This is a genomic window from Microbacterium sp. Leaf203, from assembly GCF_001421275.1.
GTDB classification, from domain to species: domain Bacteria; phylum Actinomycetota; class Actinomycetes; order Actinomycetales; family Microbacteriaceae; genus Microbacterium; species Microbacterium testaceum_A.
The window spans coordinates 1,059,236-1,084,184 of sequence record NZ_LMKF01000022.1; the positions used below are offsets into that span (position 1 = coordinate 1,059,236).

The following is a 24,949-nucleotide window of genomic DNA, read 5'->3' on the forward strand; positions in this document are numbered from 1 at the left end:
TGCGTGTCGGACTCAGTCGCTTCCGGACTGCGTCCGACGCGGTCGCGACCGCCGGCTCTCCATGAGCCACGAGAGGTCGTCGACGTCTCTGAGTAGATGGTGCTCGAAGGCGAGATCGGGGACGTCGTCGTAATCGATCGACGGCATCCGGCGCGCGAAGGCGTTGCGCAGCGACTCCTCGACCCCGGCTGCGTCCGTCGCTGCGGGGGCGACGACGAACACCGTGTCGCGCGCCGGCATCCCGGTGACGGCACCGGGCACCGCATCCATCGCGGCGTCGGCCACGGTGCGCAGCATCGTCTCTCCCCGCTCGCCGCTGTGGGCGGCGCGGATCAGGTCGATCTCGGGGACGCGGACGAGGGTCGCGCGGATGATGGCGTGCTCCGAGAGCAGGCGACTGGTCTCACGGCGGAGGGCTCCCCGCGCGAAGGCCCGCGTTCCGGGCGCGGGGTCGTCGTCGAGCTGCCGACCGACCCAGACGGCGCCCACGGAGACCAGGGCGATCGCGACCGCGCTCACGGCCGCCGTGGTCTCAGCCGATACCGGCCCGGGCCGAAGCAGCGGCCCCATGCCGAAGGCGGCGGCGACGGTGAGGCGGGCGAGGTTGTAGGCGGCGTAGAGGCTCAACGTCCAGGAGAGGAGCCGGGCCCCGCCCAGCTGCCCGACCGGTGGGCGCGCGCATTCCAGCGCGCACAGCGCCGAGAACACGACGAGACCGGCCGTCTTGAGGAGAGTCGCGTCGTCCAGGGGGACGAGGAAGGTCAGGCCGAAGAGGAGGATGCCGCCGGCGCCCGTGCTCACGGCGCCGATCGCACGTCGACCGTTCAATCGACGTGCGCCGGCCCACAGCAGTCCGACCGCCACGATGTTGGTCGCGTTCCCGGCGGCCGCGGCGGCGACCGAGTCCCACGCGGTCTCCATGACGTTCATCGCCCCGCACACGAGGGCGGCGATCGCCGACATACCGAAGTACCGGACCATGTCGGCGCGTTCTCCGCCCCGATCGTCGTCGGGTCGACCGTGGGCCAGGAAGAGCATCGTGAGGGCGACTCCCGCGGCGGCGATGGATGCCAGCAGGGCGAGGACGATCACGGACGGACGTCTCCTTCGGGTGCCGCCGCAATCTTGAGCAAATCTTGCGGCGACGGTGGTCGTGTACAGCGGTCGTCTTGCGGCGAACCTATCAGAGTAGGACTCGGCCGATACGCCGCGAGAACCGACAGGAAGACACCGCCATGACTGATGCGCGCAGCTTCACCCCCCACACGAGGGACTTCGACATGCACCAGGGTGCGCTCGAGGCCGCGGGTGAGCACGGTTTCGCCGACGACTTCGCGGCCGTGCTGGAGAACACCTCCGTGCACCGGTCCACCATCGGCTGCGTCATCCCGGCCTACAACGAGGAGGAGTCGATCGCGGACGTGATCGAGGCCCTCCTCGCTCAGACCCGTGTGCCCGACGTCATCCACGTTGTCGTGAACAACACCTCGGATGCCACGGTGAAGATCGCGTCGGAGTTCAGCGGACCGCACGAGCTGCACACCGAACTCGGCGAGCAGTTCACCGAGGTCTTCGTGCACGACATCGGGAAGAACCCCGACAAGAAGGTCGGCGCGCTCAACTACGGCTACTCGCTCGTCGAGGGGTACGACTACCTCCTCGGCGTCGACGGTGACACCATCGCCGACTCCAAGGCCGTCGAGTACCTCGAGACCGAGGCGATCTCGGACTCGCGCATCGGTGGTATCTCGGCGATCTACACGATCGACGACAAGCCCATCAAGGGTCTCGTCGCGCGGTTCCTCACCGCGGGTCAGCGCACGCAGTTCGCGGCGTTCAACCTGCAGAACATGCTCCGCGGCCGAAACATGGCCGTGCTCGGTGGGCAGTTCTCGATCTTCTCGACGAACGCCCTGCGCGACGCGATGAAGCAGAACCACCAGTCCACCCCCTGGGTGAAGGACTCCGAGGTCGAGGACTCGCTGCTGTCCCTGCAGATCAAGAGCGCGGGCTACCTCACGAAGATCAGCCCGTACGCCCGCGCCGACGTGGGCGGCATGACCACCCTCTCCGGCTACGACGCCCAGCAGGTGAAGTGGACCTACGGTGCCATCGAGCTGATGTGGCCGGGCCAGCGCGGTGATACGAAGGGCCAGCCGTTCCACCCCAACCTGCGCCTGCGCTGGTTCGAGAACTTCGGCATGCTCACGAACCTCTTCGTCCGCGTGGCCTTCCTCACGTTGCTGGCGGGTTCGCTCTCGATCGGCGCCTTCGTGTTCTCGCCGCTGTGGCTCATCCCGCCGGTGATCGCGATGCTGCTGAACCTGCGCATCGCCCGCACGATGAAGAACGTCGATCGCACGGACGTGCTCTTCGCCGTCCTGTTCTTCCCTGCCGAGATCTTCATGTGGATCCGCATCAGCCACTTCGTGCGCTCCTGGACCCGATTCCTCTCGCGCAAGAAGGTCGACAACTGGGCCATGCAGGCCAAGGCCGAACGCGGTGGCGGTCTCGGCCACTGGACCCCGATGGTCGTGCTGGTCGCCGTCGCGATCGCGCTCGCCGTGATCTGGGTGATGGTCGGTCCGATGGTGCAGTCGTCGATCCTGTGGATCGGTTGGCCGATCGTCGGCGTCGTGACCGTCCTCCAGACGCTCCTCATGTTCTCCAAGCTCGTCCGTCGCCACCACGGGTTCAAGGTCTGACGGACACCCGGTCTGATACGCCCGAACGCATCAGAGAAAACGGATGCCTCGGCCCTGGGGAGGGTCGAGGCATCCGTTGTATGCGCGGAGCGTCAGGGCGTCGCGAGCAGCTCGGAGGTGAGCCGGTAGCCCACTCCGCGAACGGTCTCGATGTAGCGCGGGTTCGCGGGGTTGTCGCCGAGCTTGCGACGCAGGTTCGTCATGTGCGCCTCGATCGCGCGCTTGTCCGCCTCGCCGACGAAATAGCTCGTGACGTAGGACTCCCCGCGGAGCACGAGGGTGAGATCGGCCTTGCTGCGGACGCGTCGCTTCGATTCCATGAGGGTCGCGAGAAGGTCGAACTCGGTCCGCGTGAGCTCCAGCTCTTCCCCACCGACCCGGACGAGCCGGCTGTCGGGGTCGAGGAGCAGGTCGCGGTGCGCGACCCAGGCGCCGCCGGTCGGAGTGAGCTCTCCCGGTGCCGACCGCGGGACGACCTCTCCGCCCGGAGCGGCCTGTCGAGGCTCCGGTCCCTGCGACGACGGAACGATGACGGCCGCCGTGGGACCGGTGGCGGCGGGCTGCACGCTGGGGACCTCGGAGCGGCCCGCCGGGAAGGACGGGCCGACGCTGTCCTGGCGCGGTGCCGACGAGACGGCCGACTCTCCGCCCCGGGGGCGACGCAGCAGCGCCTCGATGCGCGCGCGCAGCTCGCGCGGGCGGAAGGGCTTCACGACGTATTCGTCGGCGCCGGCGCCGAGACCGAGGACCACGTCGGCCTCTTCTTCGAGACCGGTGAGCATGATGATGTAGGTGTCACTCTGCTGGCGGATCCGGCGCGCGGCTTCGAAGCCGTCGATGCCGGGCATGTTCACGTCCAGCGTGGTGATGAGCGGTTGATAGGCGATGACCGCGCGCACCCCGTCGATCCCGTTGCCGACGGACACGGTGGAGAAGCCCGCTGATTCGAGCACCTCGACCAGCAGGTGGCGGATATCGGGATCGTCTTCCACGATTACGGCTGTCTTCAGCATCTCGGTGCTGTCGCTCATGTCACCCACTCTTCCGGCTTCGCACGGGACCGTGCCCGCGTTCTCCCCCGAGTCGCGGTGTCGCAGCGCGACGAGCGCAATTTTGACACACTTCCCGGCACGGTCGCGGTCGACCCCTGGGTCAGCGCTGTTCGCGGGTCAATTCCGCCGCTGCGGCCGGCCACCATGCGCCGGCGACGGGACCCCCGTTGCACTCGCCGTCGCTCTCACCGGCCGGCTTGATCCACAGGTTGGTGTCGACCACTCCATCGCCGTAGGAGCCGCCGGGGCTGCCGACCAGGCGGCCCGAGGGGTTGCACCACTCCGACCCGGCGGGGCCTGCGCCGTTGCGCGAAGTGTCGACGACCGCGTGAGTTCCGCCGAGAAGGTCGGACAGCTCGTGGGCGTAGGCGAACTCCGCGGCGGTGTCCTGGTAGTTCGAGACGTTCAGGGCCACGCCTCGGACGTCGGGGAGGACTCCCATCGCCTGGATCAGGCTCGCCATCTCGGCGGCGGGATGCCACGCGGAGTGGCCGCCGTCGACGTAGATCCAGGTGTTCGTTCCACGGATGTTCTGAACCGCCTGCTGCAGATAGCCCGCGCGATCGCTCACCGACCCGCACGAGGAGGACAGGGCGATGGAGTCCGGCTCGAGCACGACGATCTTCTGGATGTCGGAGGCGTTGCGGAGGGCGTCGCCGATGCGCTTGGTCCACTGCGCGTACGACGCGGGGTCGAGGCCCCCCGCGGAATGATTGCCGCAATCGCGGTCCGGGAGTCCGTACACCGCGACCGAGATGGATGCCTTCTGGTCTCGCGCCTCGGCCGCGAGGTGAGCGATTCGGTCCCACACCTCATCGATGGGGTCGAGCTCGGGCGTCAGCCAGTACGTGGTGGGCTGCGTGGAGAGCCACTGCGCGGCCGCGACCTGGTCGGTGTCGCCCTCTCCCGAGCGTGCGGCCTGCGCGGCCTTCGACTCGTCCGGCGCGACGATCCGGGTGCCGACCGCCGGCGGCTTCGCCGACAGCGTCTGGAAGAGGTTCGTGACCAGGCTCCCGACGACGCCGATTCCGGCGATGAGAGCGACGACGGCGACGATCGCGCCGGCGACGATGAGCGCGCGCGGGACCCGCCGTCGGGGCCGCCTCGGCCGGGGTGATCTCGCCACGTTCAGGACTCTAGTCGAGGTGAGCGGGGCCAGTGCCGAGGTAGTTAAGGGGGTGAAGCGTTATAGACTGTGGCCGTGGGCAAACTGGTTTACAACACCCTCGGGCATTCTTTCGACATCGAGGATCGGACCCTGTCCCACCTCCGAGTGGTCTTCATGAACAAGCTGCGCCGCGGCGAACCCTTCATGTTCCAGTTCCCGATGGGGGACGGCAGCGGGACCCGCACGCTTTGGATCTCACCGTCGATCCCGCTGGTCTTCCACTTCTACGGCAGTCGAGCGCCGCAGCTCAATCGTCGGTGGGTTGAAGCTCTCATGGACGAGGCGAGTTCCCCGCAGGGACTGAGCATCACGGCCGAGCCCGACCCCGACGCGGTTTCCGCCTCGGTGGGCTGAGCTCCCTCAGGCGCACTCGGCGTCGACGACCTCGCGCACACGGTCCAGGAACACAGCGAGCTGATCCGCGGTGTCTTCCGGAAGGCCCAGGGCGAATTCGCGGATGCGCGCGGTCACCGGGTCGATGGCATCCGGATCGGCGCCGCGATCGAAGGGGACGACGAACTTGCTCCGGCGGTCCGAGGGGTTCGCGACGAAATCGATCAACCCGCCCGCGCGCAGGCGGTCCAGCATCCCCGTGACCGAGGCGGTGGAGATTCCGAGCGCCTGGGCGATCTCCGTCGGGGTGACGGTGACTCCGGCGTCGGCGCGTTCCAGGATCAGACGCATTGCCGCGCGGGCGTTCTCGCTGGGACCGCAATCCGTCTGCCGCCGCCGAGCGAGCCGGGCCTCCGCGAGGCGGAGCCTTTCGACCGCGCGCGCCGCCGTCATCGCGTGATCGTCCTGCGTCTCGAGCGTCATGAGTCTCCTCGGGGTAGAGCCCCCGTGTAGGCATTCTAGTTAGGTCGCCGAGATTCCAGCCGAACGATGCATTCCGGCTCGAGTCCGACAAGGGAGATCACGCTGAGACTTCCCTTTCGGTTCATGTGCTCAGCCGGGCGGATCTCGTATGATCAGGGGACCGGAACCACCCGGAAGGAGACGCCGATGGGCTCACTGTTCTACGGATCTTCTCCGAGTCCGATCCGCATCCCCGATCGCGTCCTCGCCCACGTCAAGGTCGTCATCGCGACCAAGTTGCGTCGCGGCGAGAGTTTCACCGTCTCGTGGCGGCATCCATCGGATGAACCCGCCGGGCGGAGCACCCTCTGGATCCAGCCGTCGATTCCCCTGCGGTTCGTGTTCGGGTCTGCGGAGCCCGAGGTGCTCGACCCCGCCGTGCTACAGAGCCTGGCGAACGCGGCGAATTCATCGAGCGGTCTCACGCTCGATCTCGGCGACAGCACCGCTGCACTCGTCGCGGACGCCCGCTGAGACTCACCGCGACGCCGTGGCGTGGCGGTGAGCGATGGCCGACATCCACTCCATGCCGGGGCACGGGGGAGCCGAACGCCCGCGCATGCGTTCCCACGCCTCGACGTAGATGCCCTCGAGAAGCGCGTCGGCGCGCGCCGCGATCCCCGTGAGGGAGAGCAGCACCGCATAGATGCGGGGTGAGGTGGCGTCGTAGAACTCGACGAAGGCGTCGCAGTCGCCCGAGGCTGCGCGCACGAGGAGGGCGTCGAGATCCTGCTCTCGACTCTCGCGGGTCGCGGTATCGGTCATGGTCACGGTGCACCTCCTTCGTCCGTGATGCCAGTCAACCGCCGTGCGCCGTCGGCGGCCTGGGGTTGCGCGATCGGGACGTGTGCCGTAGCGATCGGTGAGGGGAGCGCGGGAGCGCCGGAACGTGGCGTCAAGCCTGCCCGCGGCAACCGAGGACCGTCGTACGGTGTCTCCATGAAATCTGTCGTGCGCTGGGCTCTCGCCCTGGCAATGCTGTTCGCCGGTGTCTCGCACCTGACCTTCGCCCGCCGCGACTTCCAGGCCCAGGTGCCCGACGTGCTGGTCGAGAACGGTCCGCTCGATCGCGACGCGGTGGTCGTGGCATCCGGCGTGGTAGAGGCGGCCTTCGGGCTTGCGCTCCTCGTCCTCCCGAAGGAGCGGCGTCGGATCGGAGCCGCGCTCGCCGCCTTCTTCGTGGCGATCTTCCCCGGCAACATCGACCAGTGGCGCAAGGGTCGTTCGGCGTTCGGGCTGGACACCGACCAGAAGCGTTTCGGGCGGTTGTTCTTCCAGCCCGTCCTGGTGGCGGCCGCGTGGTGGTCCACCCGGTGAAGCGACGATGACGGATGTGGTCAGCCTGGAGCTGGTCTTCGACGACGAGACCGACTCCGCCGTCCGCGCAGAGTGGGACGCCCTCGTCAGCGCCGACCTGCCCAGTCAGGCCCGTCACCGTGGCGAGAGCAACCGCCCCCACGTGACCCTCCTCGTCCGACCGGACCTGGCGCCGTTCGATGTCGCGCCCCTGGAGGCGGCTCTTCCGCTCGCGCTCCGCCTCGGGGCCCCCGTCCTGTTCGGGAGGGGACGCAACCGGGTCATCGCACGCTCCGTGGTCCCGACGGAGGAGCTCCTCTCGCTGCACGCGCGAGTCCACGAGCTCGCCGGGCCGGGGGCCGACGTCGACCACTCGGTTCCCGGCGCGTGGACGGCGCACGTGACACTCGCCCGGCGGGTGCCGCTGGAGCGCCTGGGCGACGCGCTCGGCGTGCTCGAGGAACGAGGCGGCGAGGATCTCGCAGCGCGAGCGGTCGGCATCCGCCGGTGGGACGCTGCGACGAAGACGGTCACGGATCTCGTGGGACGTGGCACCCTGGAATCGTGCTGACCGACGACGCCTTCGAGTTCCTCCGCGAATACCACCTGGCCACCCTGTCGACCATCGGGCGGTCGGGGCGGGTGCATTCCGTTCCGGTCGGCTTCACCTACGAGGACGGCGTCGTCCGCGTCATCGGTTCGCGGGGAACGCAGAAGTTCGTCAACGCGGACCGCAGTGGTCGGGCTTCCATCTGCTCGGTCGACGGGGCGAAGTGGATCAGTTTCGAGGGTGCGGCGCGGGTGAGCGATGATCCGGATGCCGTGAGCCACGCGGTCGAGTTGTACGCCGCCCGCTACCGGCAGCCGCGGGTCAACCCCGATCGGGTCGTCCTGGAGATGACCGTCGAGCGCGTCCTCGGCTCGGCCGTTTTCCGAGGCTGAGAGGCGTATGGTGGGGTCCATGTCCCCCGTCACCTCGTCGATGCCCTCCGGGCGTGAGGGGGTCGTCGGCGCGCGGAGCGCCGACGGCACAGGCGCCGTGCACGCCGCCTTCCTCGCCGGGTGACCGGCGCGGGCGCTCGGCTTCGCCGCACGCGCCCACCTCGCCCGTCCTCTCGAGGCGGGCCTATCGCCGCGCGATTTCCCGCGCGTTCGTCGCCGCTCCGCCCCGCGCGACGCGGTTCACCGACGGGACTTTCCATGCACGCCTTCTCTGCCTCCGATCTCCGCTCCAGCTTCGTCAACGTCTCCACGCGTGAGCGCAGCTCCATCGTCATCCCCACCGACCTCGACGCGGCTCCGTGGGACCGCCTCGACTACTTCGGCTGGCGTGACGCCAAGACCCCGCTCCTCGGATTCGTGGTCGCCGACATCGACGGGAGCCCCGTCGGTCTTCAACTGCGACAAGCAGAGCAACCGACGCGCACGCGCCCGCAATGCTCGTGGTGCTCCGATGTGACGTTGCCGAACGACGTCGTGTTCTTCGCCGCCCGCCGCGCCGGGAAGGCCGGGCGCGCGGGCAACACCGTCGGAACCCTCGTGTGCGCGCGGTTCGAGTGCTCGCGGAATGTTCGGCGGCTCGATCCGCCCGCCTACCTCGGGCACGACGCCGCGGCCGCTCGCGATCGACGGGTCGAGGCGCTGCGCGCCCACGTCGACACGTTCTTCCGCGACCTGCGCGACGGCGCGTGAAGACGAACCGGACTGACCGCCCACGAGTCGTCGGCGGTCAGTCCGGTGGGCCGGCGCCGGCGGAGCGGGCGCACACGAGGGGGTGCGCGCGGCGTTCACACGGCGCTCGTCGGACGCGATAGTGTTCAGTGTCTCCCCCGGACATGAGTCGACGGCTTGGTGCCTGAGGGGGAGAACGGTGTCGGTACGATCACACGGCGCGGTCGAGGCGGGTTCTCCGACTCGAGACCGGCGTCCTTCGGGGCCATCTCCCGCGCGGGGCGCGGTATCGGTGCAGTGCACTGAGGCCGGAAGGTGACCTCGATGTCCGTCGACGACCGCCTCGACGCCGTCCTGAACACCCTCGCTGACCGAGTCCGTCGTCTGCGGCGCGAGCGCGACCTGTCCGTCACGGCTCTGTCGTACGAAGCCGGGATCTCGGAGTCGCGTGTTCGCGCGATCGAATCCGGACGCACCACGGCCTCGCTGGCGACCCTCGTCGCTCTCGCGGAAGCCTTCGAGATCGATCTGTCGGAGCTGTTCGGCGAGACGGCTCGGGACCGGAGCGATCGAGAACCCAAGAGCCCGTACGTCGTGCCGAGCGAGGTGACCTGGGGCGGGGACCTCCCTCCGGCGCCGTGGATGACGTCGGCCGCGCCCGCGCCCGCGTCGAGCCCCCATGTCGTGCCCAGTGAGGTGATCTGGGGAGGGGAGCTCCCCGCCGCCCCGTGGGTGAGAGGCACCCCGGCGCCGCAGACGACCTCCGTCACGCCGCCGCGAGCCGACCCTGCGCCCGCGTCACCCCCGATCGAACCGACGGAGAAGTCGTGGGGAGGCGCTCTTCCTCCGGCGCCGTGGATGGGGAGCGCCCCGGCGGCGACGACGGTCGTCTCGCCCGCGTCCACCGCCACGATCGTCCGAACGGAGATCGGCGTGGCGCCTCCGGCTCCTCTCGTGGCCGAGAGCGACGCGCCCCCGCCCACTTCGCGCTACGTCCTCGTCGCTCAGGATGCGGGTGTCGCCCGCGAACCGCGGACTTTCTCCGATCTGCGCGAGGGGGTTCTCGCAGGTCGGGAGTTCCGCTCCCTCCGGGAATTCGCGGTCGCGGCCGTCGCCGAGGCGGACTACGACGTGGTCACCGTCGCCCGGATTTTCCGCTTCCCCGTCTGGAAGCTCGAGCGGTGGGTCGCCGAGGCGGGGTACGTCGGACGCGCGTGATGCCGGGGTGCGCGCAGTGCGCACCCCGACCCCTCACAGCGCGCGGAGCTTCTCGAGAAGCGGGGCCGCGATCTCGTCGACGAAGCGCTGCTGCTGCTCGTCGCCCACCTGGACGATCGCGATGTCGGTGAACCCCGCGTCGATGAAGGGGCGGACGCTCTCGGCGAGCTCGTCGAGGTCCGGGCCGCAGGCGATCGACTCCGCGACGTCCTCGGGCCGCACGAACTGCGACGCACCCGCGAAGCCGGCCGGAGTGGGCAGGTCGGCGTTCACCGCCCAGCCGCCGGCGAACCACCGGAACTGATCGTGGGCGCGGGCCACCGCGGCATCCTTGTCCGGATCCCAGCTGATCGGGATCTGGCCGATCTTCCGCGAGGTGCCCTCGTGGTGCGCATCCCATCCGGCGATCAGATCGCCGTCGGGTTCCGTGGTGATCAGGTGGTCGCCGAGCGGGGCGAAGCGTTCGATCGAGTGCTCGCCCGACACGGCCACACCGATGGGGACGCCACCGTCGGGGGCATCCCACACGCGTGCGGAGTCGACGCGGAAATACTCGCCGTCGTAGGTGACGAGGTCGCCCGTGTGCAGCGCGCGGATGATCTCGATCGCCTCGACGAGCATGTCCTGACGCGCGTGGACGGCGGGCCACCCCTCACCCACGACGTGCTCGTTCAAGTTCTCGCCGGATCCCAGGCCCAGAGTGAAACGACCGTCGGACAGGAGCTGAAGGGTCGCGGCCTTCTGGGCCACCACCGCGGGGTGATAGCGAACGGTCGGGCAGGTCACGTACGTCATCAGCTCGACGTCGGTGGTGGCCTGTGCGACCGCTCCGAGCACCGTCCAGGCGTAGGGCGCGTGGCCCTGGCTGGTGAGCCACGGGGAGTAGTGGTCGCTCGAGACGAGGAAGTCGTAGCCGGCGCGCTCGGCACCGACGGCGTAGTCGACGAGGGCCTTGGGGCCGCTCTGCTCGGTCATGAGGGTGTAGCCGAATCGCGTCATGTCGGCCACGGTAGGGCGGGGGAATCGCGCGCTCGCCGGGGTTGCGTTCGCCACGCAGATGCGGCAGACACGACGGAGGGCCCGCGGTGCGCGCCGCGGGCCCTCCGTGACGAGGTCAGTCTTCGGGAGCGTGGATGACCTTCTCGCCCTCGAAGGTCTCCCGCTCCTTCTTCTTGTCGTCGTTGCGGGTCTTGCGCAGGCTGAGGAAGGTCGCCACTGCCACCGTCGCCGCGATGAACAGCAACGAGAACCAGATGGGGATTTCGGGCACCCACAGCAGCGGTTCGCCGCCGTTGATGAACGGCAGCTCGTTCACGTGCAGAGCGTGGAAGACGAGCTTGACGCCGATGAACGCCAGAATGACCGCGAGGCCCTGCGCGAGGTAGACCAGGCGCTCGAGCAGGCCGCCGATGAGGAAGTAGAGCTGGCGCAGACCCATCAGCGCGAACGCGTTGGCGGTGAAGACGATGTACGCCTCGTTCGTCAGGCCGTAGATCGCGGGGATCGAGTCGACGGCGAAGACGAGGTCGATGAAGCCGATGGCGATGATCACGAGCAGCATCGGGGTGACGAATCGCTTGCCGTTCTTGCGCACGGTCAGCTTGTCGTCGTTGTACTCCTCGCTCACCGGCAGGACGCGGCGGACGAACTTCATGAATCTGCCGTTCGCGGGGTCGCTCTCACCGTGCGCGAACGCCTGACGATAGGCGAGGAACAGCAGCAGCGCGCCGAAGATGTAGAAGATCCAGGAGAAGTTCTCGATGAGGGCGGCGCCCACGGCGATGAAGGCACCGCGCATGATCAGAGCGATCACGATGCCGATCATCAGCACCTTCTGCTGGTAGATCTTCGGCACGGCGAACCCGGTCATGATGATCAGGAACACGAAGAGGTTGTCGATCGACAGCGCCTTCTCGGTCAGATAACCGGCGAAGTACTCCCCACCGAACGTCCAACCGGAGAACACGCCGATGCCGACGCCGAACAGGAGCGCGAGGCCGATGTAGAACGCCGACCAGCGGGCGGATTCGGCGATCGAGGGCTCGTGAGGCTTTCGGACGTGCGCGAAGAACTCGAACACGAAAAAGGCGATGGTGATCGCGATCGTGATGATCCAGATCAGAGGGGTGACGCCCATGGCGGCCTCCAAGGGAAATAGGTGTACGGCAAGACACCAAGGTCTCCTCCACCCGGCGAGATGGGCCGACGTCCCGGGCTCACGATGGCGTGATCCGTATTGACGAGAACGTCGCGGTGGGAGTACTCCCCTTGCTGGGCTCGATTCTACGGCATCCGGCTCTGCGTTCCGGGACTGGACGACGATCCGCCCGCTGTGCTACCCGGGGGTGGATGCCGGACCCCGGCGTTCGACGGCGATGCGCCTCAACGCGGGGGAGCGCCGTCCACGACGGCGTCGACGAGGGCCAGCATGTCGGCGGCGTCGAACTGCTCGCGGCTGAGGGCGCGCAGGATGACCGCCCCCACCAGGGCGTCGGCGGCGGCGTCGAGCCGCGGGCCCGAGACGCCGCCCATGGCCTGCGAGAGGCTCTCGACGAGAGGGGCAGCGAGGATCTCCGCGCGGAGCCGCCGGCCGGTTTCGGCGCTGCCGGCGGCCGCAGCGACGAGAGAGCGCAGCATCCCCTCGCCGTCCGCGCTCGCCCGCAGAGTGAACAGATCTATGAGCCACGCAGCGAGATCGGTGCGCGGGTCGCCGGTGTCGGGGAGCTCGCGTCGGCCGCCGAGCAGGCGGCCCTCGAGAATCGCCTCCGCGATGACGTCGCCCTTGCTCGCCCACCAGCGGTAGATCGTCTGCTTGCCGACGCCCGCGCGTCGGGCGATGCCCTCGACCGTGAGGTGGTCGTATCCGCGTTCGACGAAGAGCGCCACCGCGGCGTCGAGGATCGCCAGACGCGCCGCCTCGCTGCGCACGGGTCCACTGCGCGGAAGAGTCATGTCACACATTCTGGACGATCGCGGGGCAAAGCGAGACGAGACGGTGCGTGTTATCTTTGCCCGGACTTGTCGGAGCCGACGGTGCTCCCTCGCGCGCACCGCACGAGAGGAACACCCCGCATGGCTGAACTGCTGCACCGCCTCGGAACATTCGCGGCTCGTCGCGCGTGGACGGTGATCGTCGCGTGGCTGGTCATCCTGGGGATCGTCGTGGGCGGGTTCCTCGTCGGATTCAAAGGCCTCAGCTCAAGCTTCGACATCCCGGGAACGGCATCCGGAGAGGTGATCTCCGAACTGCAGGGGGAGCTTCCTGATTTCGCGGGCGCCTCGGGCGCCGTGGTCTTCCGTACCGATGACGGCTCGCCCCTCACCGACGCGCAGAAGACCGCGATCTCGGCGCTGGTGACCTCGGCGGGTGACCTCCCCGACGTAGCCCGTGTCACCGACCCCTTCACCGCCCAGCAGCAGCTCGACGCGCAGCGGCAACAGGTCGTCGACGGCAGGCAGCAGATCGACCAGGCCCGAGCGCAGGCGGAGTCCGGTCAGCAACAGCTCGACGCCGGAAGGGCTCAGCTCGAGGCGGGACAGCAGAAGCTCAATGAGGCGAAGGCGCAGATCGAATCCGCGCCGCTCCCGGCCGCGCAGAAGCAGGCCCAGCTGACGGCCCTCGAGGCGCAGCAGCAGCAGATCGACCAGCAGCGGTCCGGCCTCGAGCAGCAGCAGACTCAGCTCAGCGACGGCCTCGCGCAGATCGACGCCCAACAGACGCAACTCGATGACGGGTCGGAGCTGCTCGGCTTCGCGGATGCCATCCGCCTGGTCGCGGCGGACGGATCAACGGCCATCGTGAACGTCTCGTTCAGCGAACCCCGTCTCGAGCTCTCGCAGGCGTCCAAGGACGCCGTGGTCGAGCACTTCACCGCCGCGCCCGTCGATGGGGTAGAGGTCGCCTTCAACACCGAGATCTCGCAGGGGGTCCCGGAGATCCTCGGCGTGGGCGAGGCGATCGGCGTCGCGATCGCCGCGATCGTTCTGATCGTCGTCCTCGGATCCCTCCTGGCGGCTTCGTTCCCGATCATCACCGCACTGGTCGGGGTCGCGATCGGCGCGATGGCCACGTTGTCGTTCTCGGGTCTGGTGCAGATGGCATCCGTCACGCCGATCCTGGGCGTGATGCTGGGGCTGGCCGTCGGCATCGACTACTCGCTCTTCATCCTGTATCGGCACCGGCGCCAGCTCCTGCAGGGCGCGGACGTCGTCGACTCGATCGGCCTCGCCAACGGCACCGCCGGCAATGCGGTGGTGTTCGCCGGCACCACGGTCATCGTCGCCCTCCTGGCGCTGAACATCACCGGCATCCCGTTCCTCGGGCTGATGGGGACGGCGGGTGCGGTGAGCGTCCTCGTCGCCGTGCTCATCGCCGTGTCGTTGACACCGGCCCTGCTCGGCCTCGCGGGAACGCGCATCCTGAGCCGACGCGCGCGCGGGCGACTCGTCGCCGCAGCGGCCGAAGCGCACCCTCGTCGGGCGGCCCGCGAGGGCATCGCGCCCTCGGACGTCCAGGAGCACCCTCGACGCGCCGCTCGCACGGGTGCCGTCCCGGTCGCCGCGGCCGGGGTGAAGCCAATGTCGACGTTCCGTGCCGTCGTCACGATGGTCGTGGCCACGATCGTCCTGCTGGTCGTCGCGATCCCCGCGCTGTCGATGCGCCTCGGTCTTCCCGACGGCGGATCGGAGGCCGAGGACTCGACGGCGTACAAGGCCTTCACCTGGACGGAGCAGGCGTTCGGTGCCGGTGCGAACGCCCCGCTGCTCGTGACCGCCGCCCTTCCCGGGGGAACCGCCGAGGACGAGGTGCGAGGTATCCAGCTCGACGTCGCCCGCGAGCTGTTCTCGCAGAACGATGTCGCCGCCGTCGCCCCGGTCGCGGTCTCCGACGACCGCACGCTCGCGGCGTTCCAGGTCATCCCGAAGGAGGGGCCGAACGCCGTCTCCACCGAACAGCTCGTGCGCGACCTGCGGGCGATCCCGCCCGTGGACGGTGACATCGACCTGGGGGTGGCGGGCGCCGCGGCGATCAACATCGACATCTCCGAGGGTTTGGCGAGCGTCCTGCCGATCTACCTCGTCGTGGTGGTGGGGCTGTCGTTCCTCATCATGGTGATGGTCTTCCGCTCGCTCCTCGTGCCGCTGATCGCGACCCTCGGGTTCGTCCTGTCGCTGTTCGCGACCTACGGCGCCGTGACGGCGGTGTTCCAGTGGGGGTGGCTCGGTGGCGTGCTGGGCGTGCACAACCCCGGCCCGATCCTGAGCTTCCTGCCGGTGATCCTGGTCGGCATCCTGTTCGGGCTCGCGATGGACTACCAGCTGTTCTTGGCCACGGGAATGCGCGAGGCGTGGGCGCACGGAGCGGCGCCGCGCGTGGCCGTCGCCCAGGGCTTCCGAGCCGGGCGCACGGTCGTGACGGCGGCCGCCATCATCATGGTGGCGGTGTTCTCGGGCTTCATCGCCTCGGACTCCGTGATCATCAAGTCGATGGGCCTCGGTCTCGCGCTCGGCGTGCTCTTCGACGCGTTCATCGTGCGGATGCTGCTCATGCCGGCGATCATGCACGTCCTCGGCGGGTCCGCCTGGTGGCTTCCGAAGTGGCTGGACCGGATCGTTCCCGACGTCGACGTCGAAGGGGCCGCTCTCGAGCGGCGCCACCCCGGGCATCACGGGTCCTGAGCACCCGCGGCCGGGCGGCGCAAGCCCCGGCTCTCGTGGGAGCGGAAGCAACAGGATGCCGGGAAGGACCAATTCCGAGGAGGACGACGATGACCGATCGTGAAGAGACGCAGGACGCCCCCGTCATGGACGGCGCCACCGACGCCGGCGTGGAGGAGAAGAAGGCCGGAGCGCAGCAGCAGCGCGCGGCGGACGCCGCCGTTCACGACGACGAGCCCGCGCAGCAGGACCTGAAGGACGACCTCCGCAGCATTCGCGGATACGGCGAGGACCGCTAGGCGGACGACGGCTCCCGTCCGGAGCCGAGTGGGGGACGGGCTCGACGGGCGGGAGTCGTCGGGGACGCCGAAAGTGGCGTCATCCGCGCCGGCGATGCCGGGGCCGGGTACCGGCAGGCTACGCCGGTGCCTCACTCCGGTCGCGTTCTCTCAGGCGATACGAAGGCGGTCCCACGGATTCTCGCGGGACCGCCTTCGTCGCTCGGGGGTTCAGGATGTCGTGGGGATCTCGCCCGCGGCGATCGCGTCGGCGTAGGTGCGGATGTCGGGGCCGGGCTCGTAATCGATGAAGCGATCCTTGATGCGCGCGTTGATCTGCGCGAAGGCCTCGTCCGACGAGATGCCCTCGCTGTCCCGGGCGATCGCGACGACGGCCTCGCGCAGGACGGCGTCGGCGTCGTCGAGGATCTTCTGGCGGGCGGGTTCGTTCCAGCGGATGTCTGAGATGTCCATGGCCACACGGTACGGTCGGCGCCCTTCCCGCGATCCCGGGCTTGTGTCGCACGAGCCGATGTGCGCGGCAACCCGCCCGTAACGTCGTCCCGAGCGCGACACGATGGGGATATGACGAGGGATGCCGTGACGACCCTGCCGCAACGAGTGCGCGTCGCCGCGCGCGATGCCGGGTGGTGGGCGCAGGACTACGTCTACGCGGTGCGGGCGCAGGCGCGCGCTCTACGGGATCGCGGTGCCCCCGATTCGCTCGCCGCGGGGGAGGGGACCCCGATCGTCCTGCTTCCGGGCATCTACGAGACGTGGCGGTTCATGGAGCCGCTCGCGCGTGCCCTTCACGACCGCGGCCATCCCGTGCACGTCGTGACGGAGCTCGGCGGCAACCGTCGGCCGATCGCCGAATCCGCCGGACGCGTGGCAGAGCTGTTGATCGCTCGCGGCCTCGACGACGTGCTGCTCGTCGCACACAGCAAGGGCGGGCTCATCGGCAAGCACGTCATGGCGTTCAGCCCCGCGGGCACTCGCGTGCGGGGGATGGTCGCCGTCGCCACCCCGTTCGGCGGGTCGCGATACAGCAGGCTCATGCCGACCCCCTCGCTGCGTGCCTTCGCCTCGGGTGACGCGACGATGCGCGCGCTCGCCGCCTCGGCGGACGTGAACACCCGCATCGTCTCGATCTTCGGCCCGTTCGACCCCCACATCCCCGAGGGGAGCGAGCTCGCGGGGGCGAGGAACATCGTCCTGGCGCGCGGCGGGCACTTCCGCGTCCTGGGGGATCCGCGGGTGATCGCCGAGGTCCTGCGCGCCGCGGAGTGACCGGTCGATTCAGCGCCCTCCGCCGCCTCCGCCGCCCATTCCCCCGCCCGAGAAGCCGCCGCCGAACGAGCCGCCGGAGAAGCTCCCCGACCCGCTCGTCGTCGCCACGGCCGGGGCGCTCGCCGTGTGCAGCGACCCCATCATGCCCGTGAAGGCTACGGGCGAGAACCCGCTGCCGCCGCTGTACCACCCCAGATCCGCGCCCGCTTCGCGAACGCGGGTGTCGAGGGCCTCGGCCCACTCCTTCTCCACGCCCCACACGACCGCCCAGGGGAGGAGCCGTTCGTACAGGTGCAGCACCTGCGTCGGGTCACCCGGGTCGAGCGAGGTCCTCTCGGCGCCTTCCGGGCTCTGCAGGACGCGGAGGCGATCCGCTTCGGCGAGGCTCAGGTAGTCGCGCAGGCCCCGAAGGTGATCGCGTGCCGGGGCTCCGGCATCCGTGATCCGATCCCGATAGCGCAGGACGACGAAGGTCAGGATGCCGAGAACCACCGTCGCGGGGATCGCGACGATCTGCCACCAGGCCGGTGCGCTGCCCGCTGCGGCGAGGACCAGGGCGGCCACCGAGATCGCGAAGGCCAGGACGACGCTGCCCGCGGCGAGGATCGCGGTGCCCGGTCTCTGCTTCTCGGTCCAGCCGCGCGAGCGGAGCTCCGCCGAGGCCGCGGCCGGCAGCCGCCGCAGAGCGAGGGCGACATCCTGACGGGCGGGCCCGGGCTTCACTCGTTGCCCGGCGGCCGGGGCGTCGCCGAAGACGGCGTGGACGACGGCGGCCCGAAGCGGTGTCGCCCCCGCGTCGTCGACGAACTCGAGCTCGAGCGAGCCGGGTTCCCCCGGTGTCTCGATGATGCGCAGATGACCCGCGATGGCAGTGTCGAGAAGGGCGGCCGGGATGCCGGCACCCGACCGGTGCACCAGTTCGGCGCCCTCGATCACGTCGACTCCGGAGGGCGGCCCGTACTCGGGAACGATGATGCCGCGTCCGTCCGCATCGCGACCGCGCCGACGAGCGGCGGCGGCGACGCCGACCCCCGCGAGGCCGATCCCCACCGCCGCGATCGAGCTGCCGGCCAGCGCGGGGGCCGCGTCGACCGAGAATTGCTCGAGGGGTGTTCGCACCACCTCCCCGGGAATGAACGTCCCGCGGGCGAACCCGATGGCGACGGTGAGGTTCTCGCCGGGGCCGAGCGACTGCTCCTGCGACGAGAACACGACGCCGGCGGCGCCGGATCCGCTCGCGATGTCGCACCGACGGTCCGATCCCTCCGAGCCGACGTAGCAGGCGGCCGCCCCCTCTCGCAGGAAGGGGACGAGCGCCGCGTCGACCGACAAGCGCACCGAGACCGCGCCGAAGGGCTGCTCCCACTGCGTGCCGTTCACGTCGCGGTAGAACTCATCGGCGTCCGTATCCGCGAAGGAGCGGATGGTGTCGCGCTGCGTGTAGGAGATCACGTACGTCTGCACGCCACGGACGTAGGAGTCGTCGCCGGTGAGCACCCTCACCTCGCGGCGGTCGGACTCGACCTCGAAAGGAACTGCCGCGCCCGCGGCGTCCACGACCGAGACGACACGGGTCTGCAGGGGCACCCCGTCGTAGTCATCGGGTATCGACCGGATGATGCCGCGGTTCTGGTCTTCGTCGGGGAACCGCGCGACGAGCGTTTCGGTCACCGCGAGCTCGGCGTGACCGTCGGCCGCCCGAGTGAGCGTCATCTGCGCGTCGAAGGAGTCGAAGGTGAAGTCGCTCGTATCGGCCGAAGCGGGACGAGGCGATGCGAGCGCGATGAGCAACGCCAACGCGACGATGGCGAAGGCCGCCCACGAGCGGCGGACCCGGAAAGGCGAAGAGGCGAGGCTCGGCATGCTCAGACGCTATCCGGCCGCCCGTTGCGAGCGGATCCCCCCTGCGGCGGAGTCTGGTGCGCGGTCGAGGGAACGCAGCGCTCAGGCCGCGGCGCTGGGGGTGGCCGCCGCGACCGTCCGAAGGATCGAGGGCGCGGCAACAGGGGGAGCGAACAGCGCACAGCAGGAGCGGCCCGAGACCTCGCAGGCATCGGCGACGGCGCATCGCATGCGCTGGAGGAACGCCGTCACGGCCACCGTCTCGCTCTCGGACATCCCGCGGGTCGCCTGCATCATGCGCGCGTGCATCGACCGGAGGGTCTCGCGCATCTCCTCGTCGGCGTGCGGGGTGGCGGTGATGACCACCTTGCGGCGGTCGGAGGGGTGCGGCGTGCGCCGGAGGTGCCCCGACCGCTCGAGCCGATCGAGCAGGGCCGTCACGGACGCCGTCGACACTCCGAGATGGCGGGCGAGGTCGATGGGGGTGACGTCCCGGCCCGCGCCGCTGGCCCTCGCGAGGAAGCGCAGGACGAGGAGTTCGTTCTCGCCCATCGACATGGAGTCCTGAGTGCGGCGACGCATCGCCATCTCCGCTGAACGGTACGCGCGCATCGCCTCCATGACGCGCGCCCCGCGCTCGTCTTCGACGCTGTCGCTGTACCAGTACGACGGAGGTGCCGCGTGCTCGCTGGACATCGATCTCCTAATATCTCGCTTGCCTATTCGCTAGTCTACCTAGTAAGTTCATCAGTGAGCAACGAGCAGAGGGGTACATCATGGCGAAGCTCTACTACGGCACGACGACCGAGCCGATCCGCATCGACGACCGCATGTTGGCGCACGTCAAGGTGGTCGTCGCCACCAAGCTCCGCCGCGGTGAGAGCTTCACGCTCTCGTGGGTGCACGGCGCCGACGAGCCGGTGGGACGATCGACGATCTGGCTGCAGCCGTCCATTCCTCTGCGGTTCGTCTTCGACTCGGAGCAGCCGGAGGCGCTCGACCAGAACCTTCTCAGGCGCATGGCCAACGATGCCAACTCCTCGCGCGGCCTCAGCCTCGACATCGCCCTCGAGGAGCCCGCGGAGAAAGTCGTCCCGCCGCGGGTGTCGGCCTCTGCGTCGAAGTCGACGCGTTCCCTCGTCCGCGCGGCGTGACCCCTTCTGCGCCGCACGCGTCCAACGGGGCGGTCGTCTGGTCACGGGTGGACGCCGACCTCTCTGTCGCCACGCGCGACGGCGACTTCGCCGGGTACGTCGATCGCCGCTCCCTCGGGACGTTCCTCGCCTTCGACCCGCACGGGCGGCACATCGGCACCTTCGCCCACGCCGATGCGGCGCGGTCGGCATTGGGCGGCCACGCCCGGGATCGTCGCGAGAACCCGGCCGTCCGCGGGATGCAGTTCCTCCGCGAGGTCAGCCGCAGTGCGACGATCGCCAGACTTTTCAGGGCGCAGTCATGACCGAAACCCCAACGTGGGACGCACCCACGGGACGGTCCGCATCACCGACCCGGGGGATCCTCCGGTTCCCGGTTCTCGGTGACGTCCTCGCCTGACCGGTCGACGGGCCCCCGCGCCGCGGGCTCTTTTCGAACGAGCAGAACGGCGACCGCGAAGCAGACCCCTCCCAGGGCTCCGAAGATCAGTCGGGGCCCGGTGGGCGAATCGGCGGGGAAGACCAGGGTCGGGGCGGCCAGAACGGCCATTGCGACGACGCAGAGCGCGAAACCCATCGGACGTGGTGATCGCGAATTCATCGGACCCCTCCGGATGCGGACGTGACGCCAGCCTAGACGAGTGCCGGGAGGAGCGGCGTGAACAGACGCGAGTCGGGGCCATTCCCGACGTCACGGGGGCTGGCCCGCGCGCAACGCTGACCTCTTCCGTGAGGCCGAGGCTCTCCCCGCCGGAACGAGCTCATCGGCCGGCGTTCACGGAGGGACACCTCTTCGCCGAGGCTGATGCGGCCATCGATGACGGGTGCGCGCGATCGAAGCGATAGGGTGGCCGAGCCCGTTGCAGGAGGAGCCGATGACCGAAACCGCCGAGCGGCCCCTCGCTCGGGCGCAGGGGCTCCGAAGCGCACCACCCGCCCTCGCGGCGACGATCGGCGGTTCGGCCGCTTTCGTCAGCGCTGCGCTCATCTGGATATGCCGCCTCTGGGAGCCCGGTGTGCAGTACGTGAGTCAGCTCGGTGCGACGGCGATGCCCACCGCGCCCCTGTTCAACACGGCGCTGCTTCTGCTCGCGATCGCCACGGTCCTGCTCGATAGATCGCTCGCCGGGCGGGGCGAAGGTTACGGTGCCGGGTGGCCCGTCGCCACGACGCTGCTCGTGTGCGGGTTGTGCTTCGCCGTGGCATCCGTCGTCACCTGCTCGCCCGGATGCCCCATTCCTTTCACCGAGGGCGCCCTTCCCCAAGACCTGATCCACATCTCCTTCGCCGTCCTCGGGTTCCTGTCGGCGATCGTCGCCATGGGACAGGTTGCCGCGAGGCCTCGGCGTCCCTGGATGCGCGCGGCCTCCGTCTTCACGCTCGTCGCGGTCGGTGCCACATCGCTGACCGGCGCGATGATCGCTCTTTCCCGTGGTGACACGGTGCTCGGCGGCAACCTGGAGTTCGCCGCCGCGACGCTCGCCATCGCGTGGTTCGGGGTCTGGGGCCTGCAGGTCGCCTCTGACATTCGGCGAAGCCACCCGGATGTGTTCGGCGTGCGCGCGTGAGTACCCCAGGAGATGCGTTCCGGCGACTGCGGCGCATCGCGGGGTGGCTTGCACCCCTGGCCGCATTCGCCGTCATCCTCGCGGTTGTCCGGTCAGCGGGCGTACCGCTGACACTCCCCGGCATCGTGCTCGCGATCATCCTTCTCGGTGTCGCGCGCCTGTTGATCGGACGAGCTCGCCGTCATCGGCGCGACCGCTCCGTCACACGTCCTCGGGGCTCTCGATGAGTCCCCACGCGTGGGCCGCTCGGATCGCACTCGACCGATCCGACGCCTCGAGCTTCCGGTAAAGACTCCGCAGCTGCGTCTTGACCGTATTCGGGGAAACGGAGAGCTCGCGGGCGATGACGGCGATCGTCGCCGACGGTGTGAGGTGGTCCAACACCACCTTTTCGCGGGTGGTGAGTTGAGGCACGCTCGCCGATGACACGAAGTAAGACGCGCGCGCTTCGATGTGAGCGCGCGACGTGGACGACAGCGTCTTCGCGACCACCGCGCGATCTTCTGGCGCCAACGCGCTCCAGGGGCTCCACAGATCGTGTCGGATACTCAGCGCTTCGGCGCGCTCCAGGGTGGGGCGGCGGGAGGCGGCCCCACGCAAGCGCACCTCGGCCACGATACTGACGACGAGGCTCTCGAGAGTCGTGCGTGGGGAGGGCTCGTGCTGGCGGCCCCACTTGATGCTCAGGACGAAGGCGTCGTGCGCTCGCCCGGCGTACAGCTGAGACAGCGCGATGGCGGGAGCGGTGAGGGGGGAGAGCATGAACGGGCCCTCGAACAGGGCGAGAGCGTCCCGTGCTTGCCGGAGCGCGATGAGCACTTTCGCTCGCGTCGTCAGGAGAAGCGTCGACTGGAAGTGCGAGGGGGGTGTGCTGCGTATTGCTGTCGTCCACGTGCGCAGCACTTCGAGCGCGTCGGATGCGGCGCCCGACACGAGGAGCGTCAGCACGTGGGCCGACGCCGCGTAGGGCCACAGTTCGCGAGCCGCGGCGGTGGAAGACAGGGCGTCGAAGAGCGGGCGCGCCTCTTCCGCTTCGCCGGTCTCGAGGAGGACCCACGCGGACGCCAGTCGGAGGCCTTCACCCCAGGGAGACGCCACCCAGGTGTCCGAGCACTCCGCCTCGACGAGTGCTCGCGCGGTGCGCACGTCACCTTCGAGCAGAGCAATGACGGCGAGGGCGCCGCGCGCCCGCAGCCGCTGCGCAGGTAGCGCCGTCTGCTCGGCCCGTGACATGCACTCGCTCGCCGCGCGCAGCTGCCCCATGGCGAGGAAGGTCATCGCGACCTGATACCACCCCTCGGCCTTCGTCTCGAGCTTGAGATCTCGCGCGCGGCCGAGGGCGTCGGCAAGCATGTCCGACGCTTCGGAGGCGAGTGCGAATCGCCCCGCGGCGCGAAGAAGACTCACACGGATGATCAGGGCGTCGGGGCGGCCCGCTGTGACGCTCGAGACGTCGGACAGGCGGTTGAGAGCGGAGGCCACGAGCGAGGGTGTCTCTGCTGACACAGCGGTCTCGGGGTCGAGGGAGAGCAGTGCCTCGACGACCACCGGAGCTGAGGACGCGCTCGATCGGAGCCGCGCGAGGGCGCTCGAAAAGCCGTCGGCGCTGCGCGCCCAGACCTCGGACCCCGACCTGCGCAGGATCCCGGCCAGGGTCGTCCACTGTCGCGCGTCCGCGGCGAGCCGGGTCGCCAGCAGGGACTCGCCGTTCGACACGAGATGCTCGAGCAGCCGGAGCCGGGCTGCGGACACCCGGGAAGGCTGCTTCGCGGCGATCTCCTGGAACCACCGCTCGCGAATCGGCTCGGCCAACAGCGCGCGCGTCGTGCCGGGCCAGACCACACCCGCGCTCTGGAGCCGATCGAGAAGATCGGGGGTGGCCCCATTCTGCGACTCGACGCCGAGGGCGCGGGCGAGGGGCTCGGTGACGTAGGGGGCGAGAGCGAGGAGGCGGAGATCGTCCGTGACCGGTGCGCCCAATCGCGCCTCCATGTCGCGGGTGAGCGCGGCGCTCGCGTAGGCGGCCGCCGTGGCGGCTTCGCCGCGCGTGTGGAGGGGGAGGCCCTCCAGGCGGAGCCGAGTGCTGGCCAGCTGGACGAGGGCGGGCCACCCGTGCGTGAGTGCGGCGAGCTCGTCGGTGGCGGTATCGGTCGACTCGACCCCGTTCACGGCGAGGACCGATGCGACCTCTTCCCGGGTCATCAGCAGGTCTCCTGAGGGGAGCGCCTGCACATCGAATTCCAGTGCGACGAGGGGATTCTCGAAACCCGTCGGCTGACGGGTGGCGACGACGATTCGAAGGTTGCGGTCGGCGCGCAGCAGATCGAGCAGATGGTGGGTCGAAACCCCGCGTCCTTCGACGTGATCGTCCACGAGGAGAACATGGGAGGCGGGCCCGTCTGCGAATGCCTCCGCGATATGCGGAAGGGATTCCGGCGAGGTGAGGGCGCCGTCGATGAGCTGTACGCCATGCTCGGTGTCCGAGGCAAGAGCGTCGGCGAATTGGCGCAGCAGCGCGGTCTTCCCCACGCCGGTCGGTCCACGGAGCAGGACGACATCGGTGCGCAATGCCGCTTCGAGACGGCCCAGCGCCTGTGGACGCGGTGCCCAGAACCGGCTCGTGCGGCGGGCGGCTCGAACGCCGATCACCATGTCATCTACACCGATCAACATCGGGACCTCCAGGAGCGAAAGGACTGCCGCCCTTCTGAGGTGGGGCTGCGGTCGACGCGGTGAACTCCCACCCCGTCGAGAAGATCCTGCGGGTTTTGCGCACGATGGTCGGACGAATCTCGCAGGTTTCATCCCCCGCGTCATCCCCGATTCACCCCCTCCGCATCACCCTCTCGGGCCGGTACGTCCTTCGCCTGGTCGCTCGCCGTTCTCGCGTCAAGAGCGGCGTCGCCTCGCCGTGCTCGGAAGAGGGGGCGTTGGGTGAGCCGTCGTCGGTCGTCCGGGTGATGCCGCGGGTGAAATATTCGCCGTCTCTCGCGATCCGCGTCCGATGCACGGTGGCCTCCCGGCGCTCTGATCAGGGGAGTGGGCGGGCGCGGGGGCGTGGTGCCGCCCCGGCGCCGGCGCCCCTGGGCTGGTGCGCCGCGCGGGGGCGGGTACGCGGGAATGACCGGCTCGGGCTCCATTCCGGGGGCTTCGCTCTCTGCGCGGGGCACGGGCGGTCGGGTGACGACACGAAG

The 24,949-nt window shown here is 69.5% G+C and carries 26 protein-coding genes; 14 read left to right on the forward strand and 12 right to left on the reverse strand.

Annotated features, from left to right (window positions below; genetic code table 11):
• Positions 1–12: 12 nt before the first annotated feature.
• A complete protein-coding gene (locus ASE56_RS06115; protein WP_056226309.1) occupies positions 13–1,092 on the reverse strand; it encodes a hypothetical protein in 1,080 nt (359 codons plus the stop codon).
• 143 nt (positions 1,093–1,235) lie between these two features.
• On the opposite strand from ASE56_RS06115, the gene ASE56_RS06120 reads away from it, so the two are divergent.
• Complete coding sequence (locus ASE56_RS06120; protein ID WP_056226312.1) at positions 1,236–2,705, forward strand: glycosyltransferase; 1,470 nt, start codon at positions 1,236–1,238, stop codon at positions 2,703–2,705.
• Between the two features lie 92 nt (positions 2,706–2,797).
• On the opposite strand, the gene ASE56_RS06125 is transcribed toward ASE56_RS06120, so the two are convergent.
• Positions 2,798–3,736 (reverse strand): response regulator transcription factor, encoded by a 939-nt coding sequence (locus tag ASE56_RS06125; RefSeq protein WP_176786377.1) that lies wholly within the window; start codon positions 3,734–3,736, stop codon positions 2,798–2,800.
• A 121-nt stretch (positions 3,737–3,857) separates the two neighbouring features.
• Positions 3,858–4,883: a glycoside hydrolase family 6 protein gene (locus tag ASE56_RS06130; RefSeq protein WP_056226314.1), complete on the reverse strand. Its 1,026-nt coding sequence runs from the start codon at positions 4,881–4,883 to the stop codon at positions 3,858–3,860.
• Between the two features lie 75 nt (positions 4,884–4,958).
• On the opposite strand from ASE56_RS06130, the gene ASE56_RS06135 reads away from it, so the two are divergent.
• On the forward strand, positions 4,959–5,279 hold the full coding sequence (locus ASE56_RS06135) for a hypothetical protein (RefSeq protein WP_056228297.1): 321 nt from the start codon (positions 4,959–4,961) through the stop codon (positions 5,277–5,279).
• Positions 5,280–5,285: 6 nt separating this feature from the next.
• Here ASE56_RS06135 and ASE56_RS06140 read toward each other — a convergent pair whose 3' ends face one another.
• Positions 5,286–5,741, reverse strand: a complete 456-nt coding sequence (locus ASE56_RS06140; protein WP_056226316.1) for a MarR family winged helix-turn-helix transcriptional regulator — start codon at positions 5,739–5,741, stop codon at positions 5,286–5,288.
• 186 nt (positions 5,742–5,927) lie between these two features.
• On the opposite strand from ASE56_RS06140, the gene ASE56_RS06145 reads away from it, so the two are divergent.
• Positions 5,928–6,254: a hypothetical protein gene (locus ASE56_RS06145; RefSeq protein ID WP_056226319.1), complete on the forward strand. Its 327-nt coding sequence runs from the start codon at positions 5,928–5,930 to the stop codon at positions 6,252–6,254.
• Between the two features lie 3 nt (positions 6,255–6,257).
• Here ASE56_RS06145 and ASE56_RS06150 read toward each other — a convergent pair whose 3' ends face one another.
• Entirely contained in the window at positions 6,258–6,551 is a 294-nt protein-coding gene (locus tag ASE56_RS06150; protein ID WP_056226322.1) for a hypothetical protein, read from the reverse strand.
• A gap of 168 nt (positions 6,552–6,719) precedes the next feature.
• Here ASE56_RS06150 and ASE56_RS06155 point away from each other — a divergent pair, with 168 nt between their 5' ends.
• The 5 genes from ASE56_RS06155 to ASE56_RS17810 all read left to right on the forward strand — a co-directional run bounded on the left by ASE56_RS06155 (position 6,720) and on the right by ASE56_RS17810 (position 9,965).
• Positions 6,720–7,097 (forward strand): hypothetical protein, encoded by a 378-nt coding sequence (locus tag ASE56_RS06155; protein WP_056226325.1) that lies wholly within the window; start codon positions 6,720–6,722, stop codon positions 7,095–7,097.
• Positions 7,098–7,104: 7 nt separating this feature from the next.
• Positions 7,105–7,647, forward strand: coding sequence for a 2'-5' RNA ligase family protein (locus ASE56_RS06160; RefSeq protein ID WP_056226328.1), 543 nt, complete (start codon positions 7,105–7,107; stop codon positions 7,645–7,647).
• Positions 7,641–8,018: a PPOX class F420-dependent oxidoreductase gene (locus ASE56_RS06165; RefSeq protein ID WP_081349852.1), complete on the forward strand. Its 378-nt coding sequence runs from the start codon at positions 7,641–7,643 to the stop codon at positions 8,016–8,018. Before ASE56_RS06160 ends, ASE56_RS06165 begins: the two co-directional genes overlap by 7 nt.
• A 258-nt stretch (positions 8,019–8,276) precedes the next feature.
• The gene (locus tag ASE56_RS06170) at positions 8,277–8,768 is read left to right on the forward strand and encodes an FBP domain-containing protein (protein WP_056226331.1); all 492 of its coding nucleotides are present in this window, start codon (positions 8,277–8,279) and stop codon (positions 8,766–8,768) included.
• A 303-nt stretch (positions 8,769–9,071) separates the two neighbouring features.
• Entirely contained in the window at positions 9,072–9,965 is an 894-nt protein-coding gene (locus ASE56_RS17810) for a helix-turn-helix transcriptional regulator (protein ID WP_056226335.1), read from the forward strand.
• 33 nt (positions 9,966–9,998) lie between these two features.
• Here the strand turns inward: ASE56_RS17810 and ASE56_RS06180 are convergent, their stop codons facing one another.
• The 3 genes from ASE56_RS06180 to ASE56_RS06190 all read right to left on the reverse strand — a co-directional run bounded on the left by ASE56_RS06180 (position 9,999) and on the right by ASE56_RS06190 (position 12,917).
• Entirely contained in the window at positions 9,999–10,964 is a 966-nt protein-coding gene (locus tag ASE56_RS06180; RefSeq protein ID WP_056228305.1) for an LLM class F420-dependent oxidoreductase, read from the reverse strand.
• 115 nt (positions 10,965–11,079) lie between these two features.
• Entirely contained in the window at positions 11,080–12,102 is a 1,023-nt protein-coding gene (locus ASE56_RS06185; RefSeq protein ID WP_056226338.1) for a TerC family protein, read from the reverse strand.
• Between the two features lie 245 nt (positions 12,103–12,347).
• Positions 12,348–12,917 (reverse strand): TetR/AcrR family transcriptional regulator, encoded by a 570-nt coding sequence (locus ASE56_RS06190; RefSeq protein ID WP_056226341.1) that lies wholly within the window; start codon positions 12,915–12,917, stop codon positions 12,348–12,350.
• Between the two features lie 120 nt (positions 12,918–13,037).
• Here ASE56_RS06190 and ASE56_RS06195 point away from each other — a divergent pair, with 120 nt between their 5' ends.
• The gene (locus tag ASE56_RS06195; protein ID WP_056226344.1) at positions 13,038–15,644 is read left to right on the forward strand and encodes an MMPL family transporter; all 2,607 of its coding nucleotides are present in this window, start codon (positions 13,038–13,040) and stop codon (positions 15,642–15,644) included.
• 89 nt (positions 15,645–15,733) lie between these two features.
• Positions 15,734–15,922, forward strand: coding sequence for a hypothetical protein (locus tag ASE56_RS06200; RefSeq protein WP_056226347.1), 189 nt, complete (start codon positions 15,734–15,736; stop codon positions 15,920–15,922).
• Positions 15,923–16,132: 210 nt separating this feature from the next.
• Here the strand turns inward: ASE56_RS06200 and ASE56_RS06205 are convergent, their stop codons facing one another.
• On the reverse strand, positions 16,133–16,375 hold the full coding sequence (locus ASE56_RS06205) for a hypothetical protein (protein ID WP_056226351.1): 243 nt from the start codon (positions 16,373–16,375) through the stop codon (positions 16,133–16,135).
• 111 nt (positions 16,376–16,486) lie between these two features.
• Between ASE56_RS06205 and ASE56_RS06210 the strand changes: the two genes are divergently transcribed.
• Complete coding sequence (locus tag ASE56_RS06210; RefSeq protein WP_056226354.1) at positions 16,487–17,191, forward strand: triacylglycerol lipase; 705 nt, start codon at positions 16,487–16,489, stop codon at positions 17,189–17,191.
• 9 nt (positions 17,192–17,200) lie between these two features.
• Here ASE56_RS06210 and ASE56_RS06215 read toward each other — a convergent pair whose 3' ends face one another.
• Complete coding sequence (locus tag ASE56_RS06215; protein ID WP_056226357.1) at positions 17,201–19,054, reverse strand: DUF2207 domain-containing protein; 1,854 nt, start codon at positions 19,052–19,054, stop codon at positions 17,201–17,203.
• A gap of 81 nt (positions 19,055–19,135) precedes the next feature.
• Entirely contained in the window at positions 19,136–19,729 is a 594-nt protein-coding gene (locus tag ASE56_RS06220) for a MarR family winged helix-turn-helix transcriptional regulator (RefSeq protein ID WP_081349853.1), read from the reverse strand.
• Positions 19,730–19,809: 80 nt separating this feature from the next.
• On the opposite strand from ASE56_RS06220, the gene ASE56_RS06225 reads away from it, so the two are divergent.
• From ASE56_RS06225 to ASE56_RS06240, 3 genes are all read left to right on the forward strand, one after another.
• A complete protein-coding gene (locus ASE56_RS06225) occupies positions 19,810–20,187 on the forward strand; it encodes a hypothetical protein (protein WP_056226360.1) in 378 nt (125 codons plus the stop codon).
• Positions 20,184–20,492, forward strand: coding sequence for a hypothetical protein (locus tag ASE56_RS06230; RefSeq protein WP_056226363.1), 309 nt, complete (start codon positions 20,184–20,186; stop codon positions 20,490–20,492). The genes ASE56_RS06225 and ASE56_RS06230 overlap by 4 nt, the downstream gene beginning before the upstream one ends.
• A gap of 570 nt (positions 20,493–21,062) precedes the next feature.
• Positions 21,063–21,755 (forward strand): DUF998 domain-containing protein, encoded by a 693-nt coding sequence (locus ASE56_RS06240; RefSeq protein WP_056226368.1) that lies wholly within the window; start codon positions 21,063–21,065, stop codon positions 21,753–21,755.
• Positions 21,756–21,956: 201 nt separating this feature from the next.
• On the opposite strand, the gene ASE56_RS06245 is transcribed toward ASE56_RS06240, so the two are convergent.
• Positions 21,957–24,407, reverse strand: a complete 2,451-nt coding sequence (locus ASE56_RS06245; protein WP_162234492.1) for a LuxR C-terminal-related transcriptional regulator — start codon at positions 24,405–24,407, stop codon at positions 21,957–21,959.
• Positions 24,408–24,949: the final 542 nt, after the last annotated feature.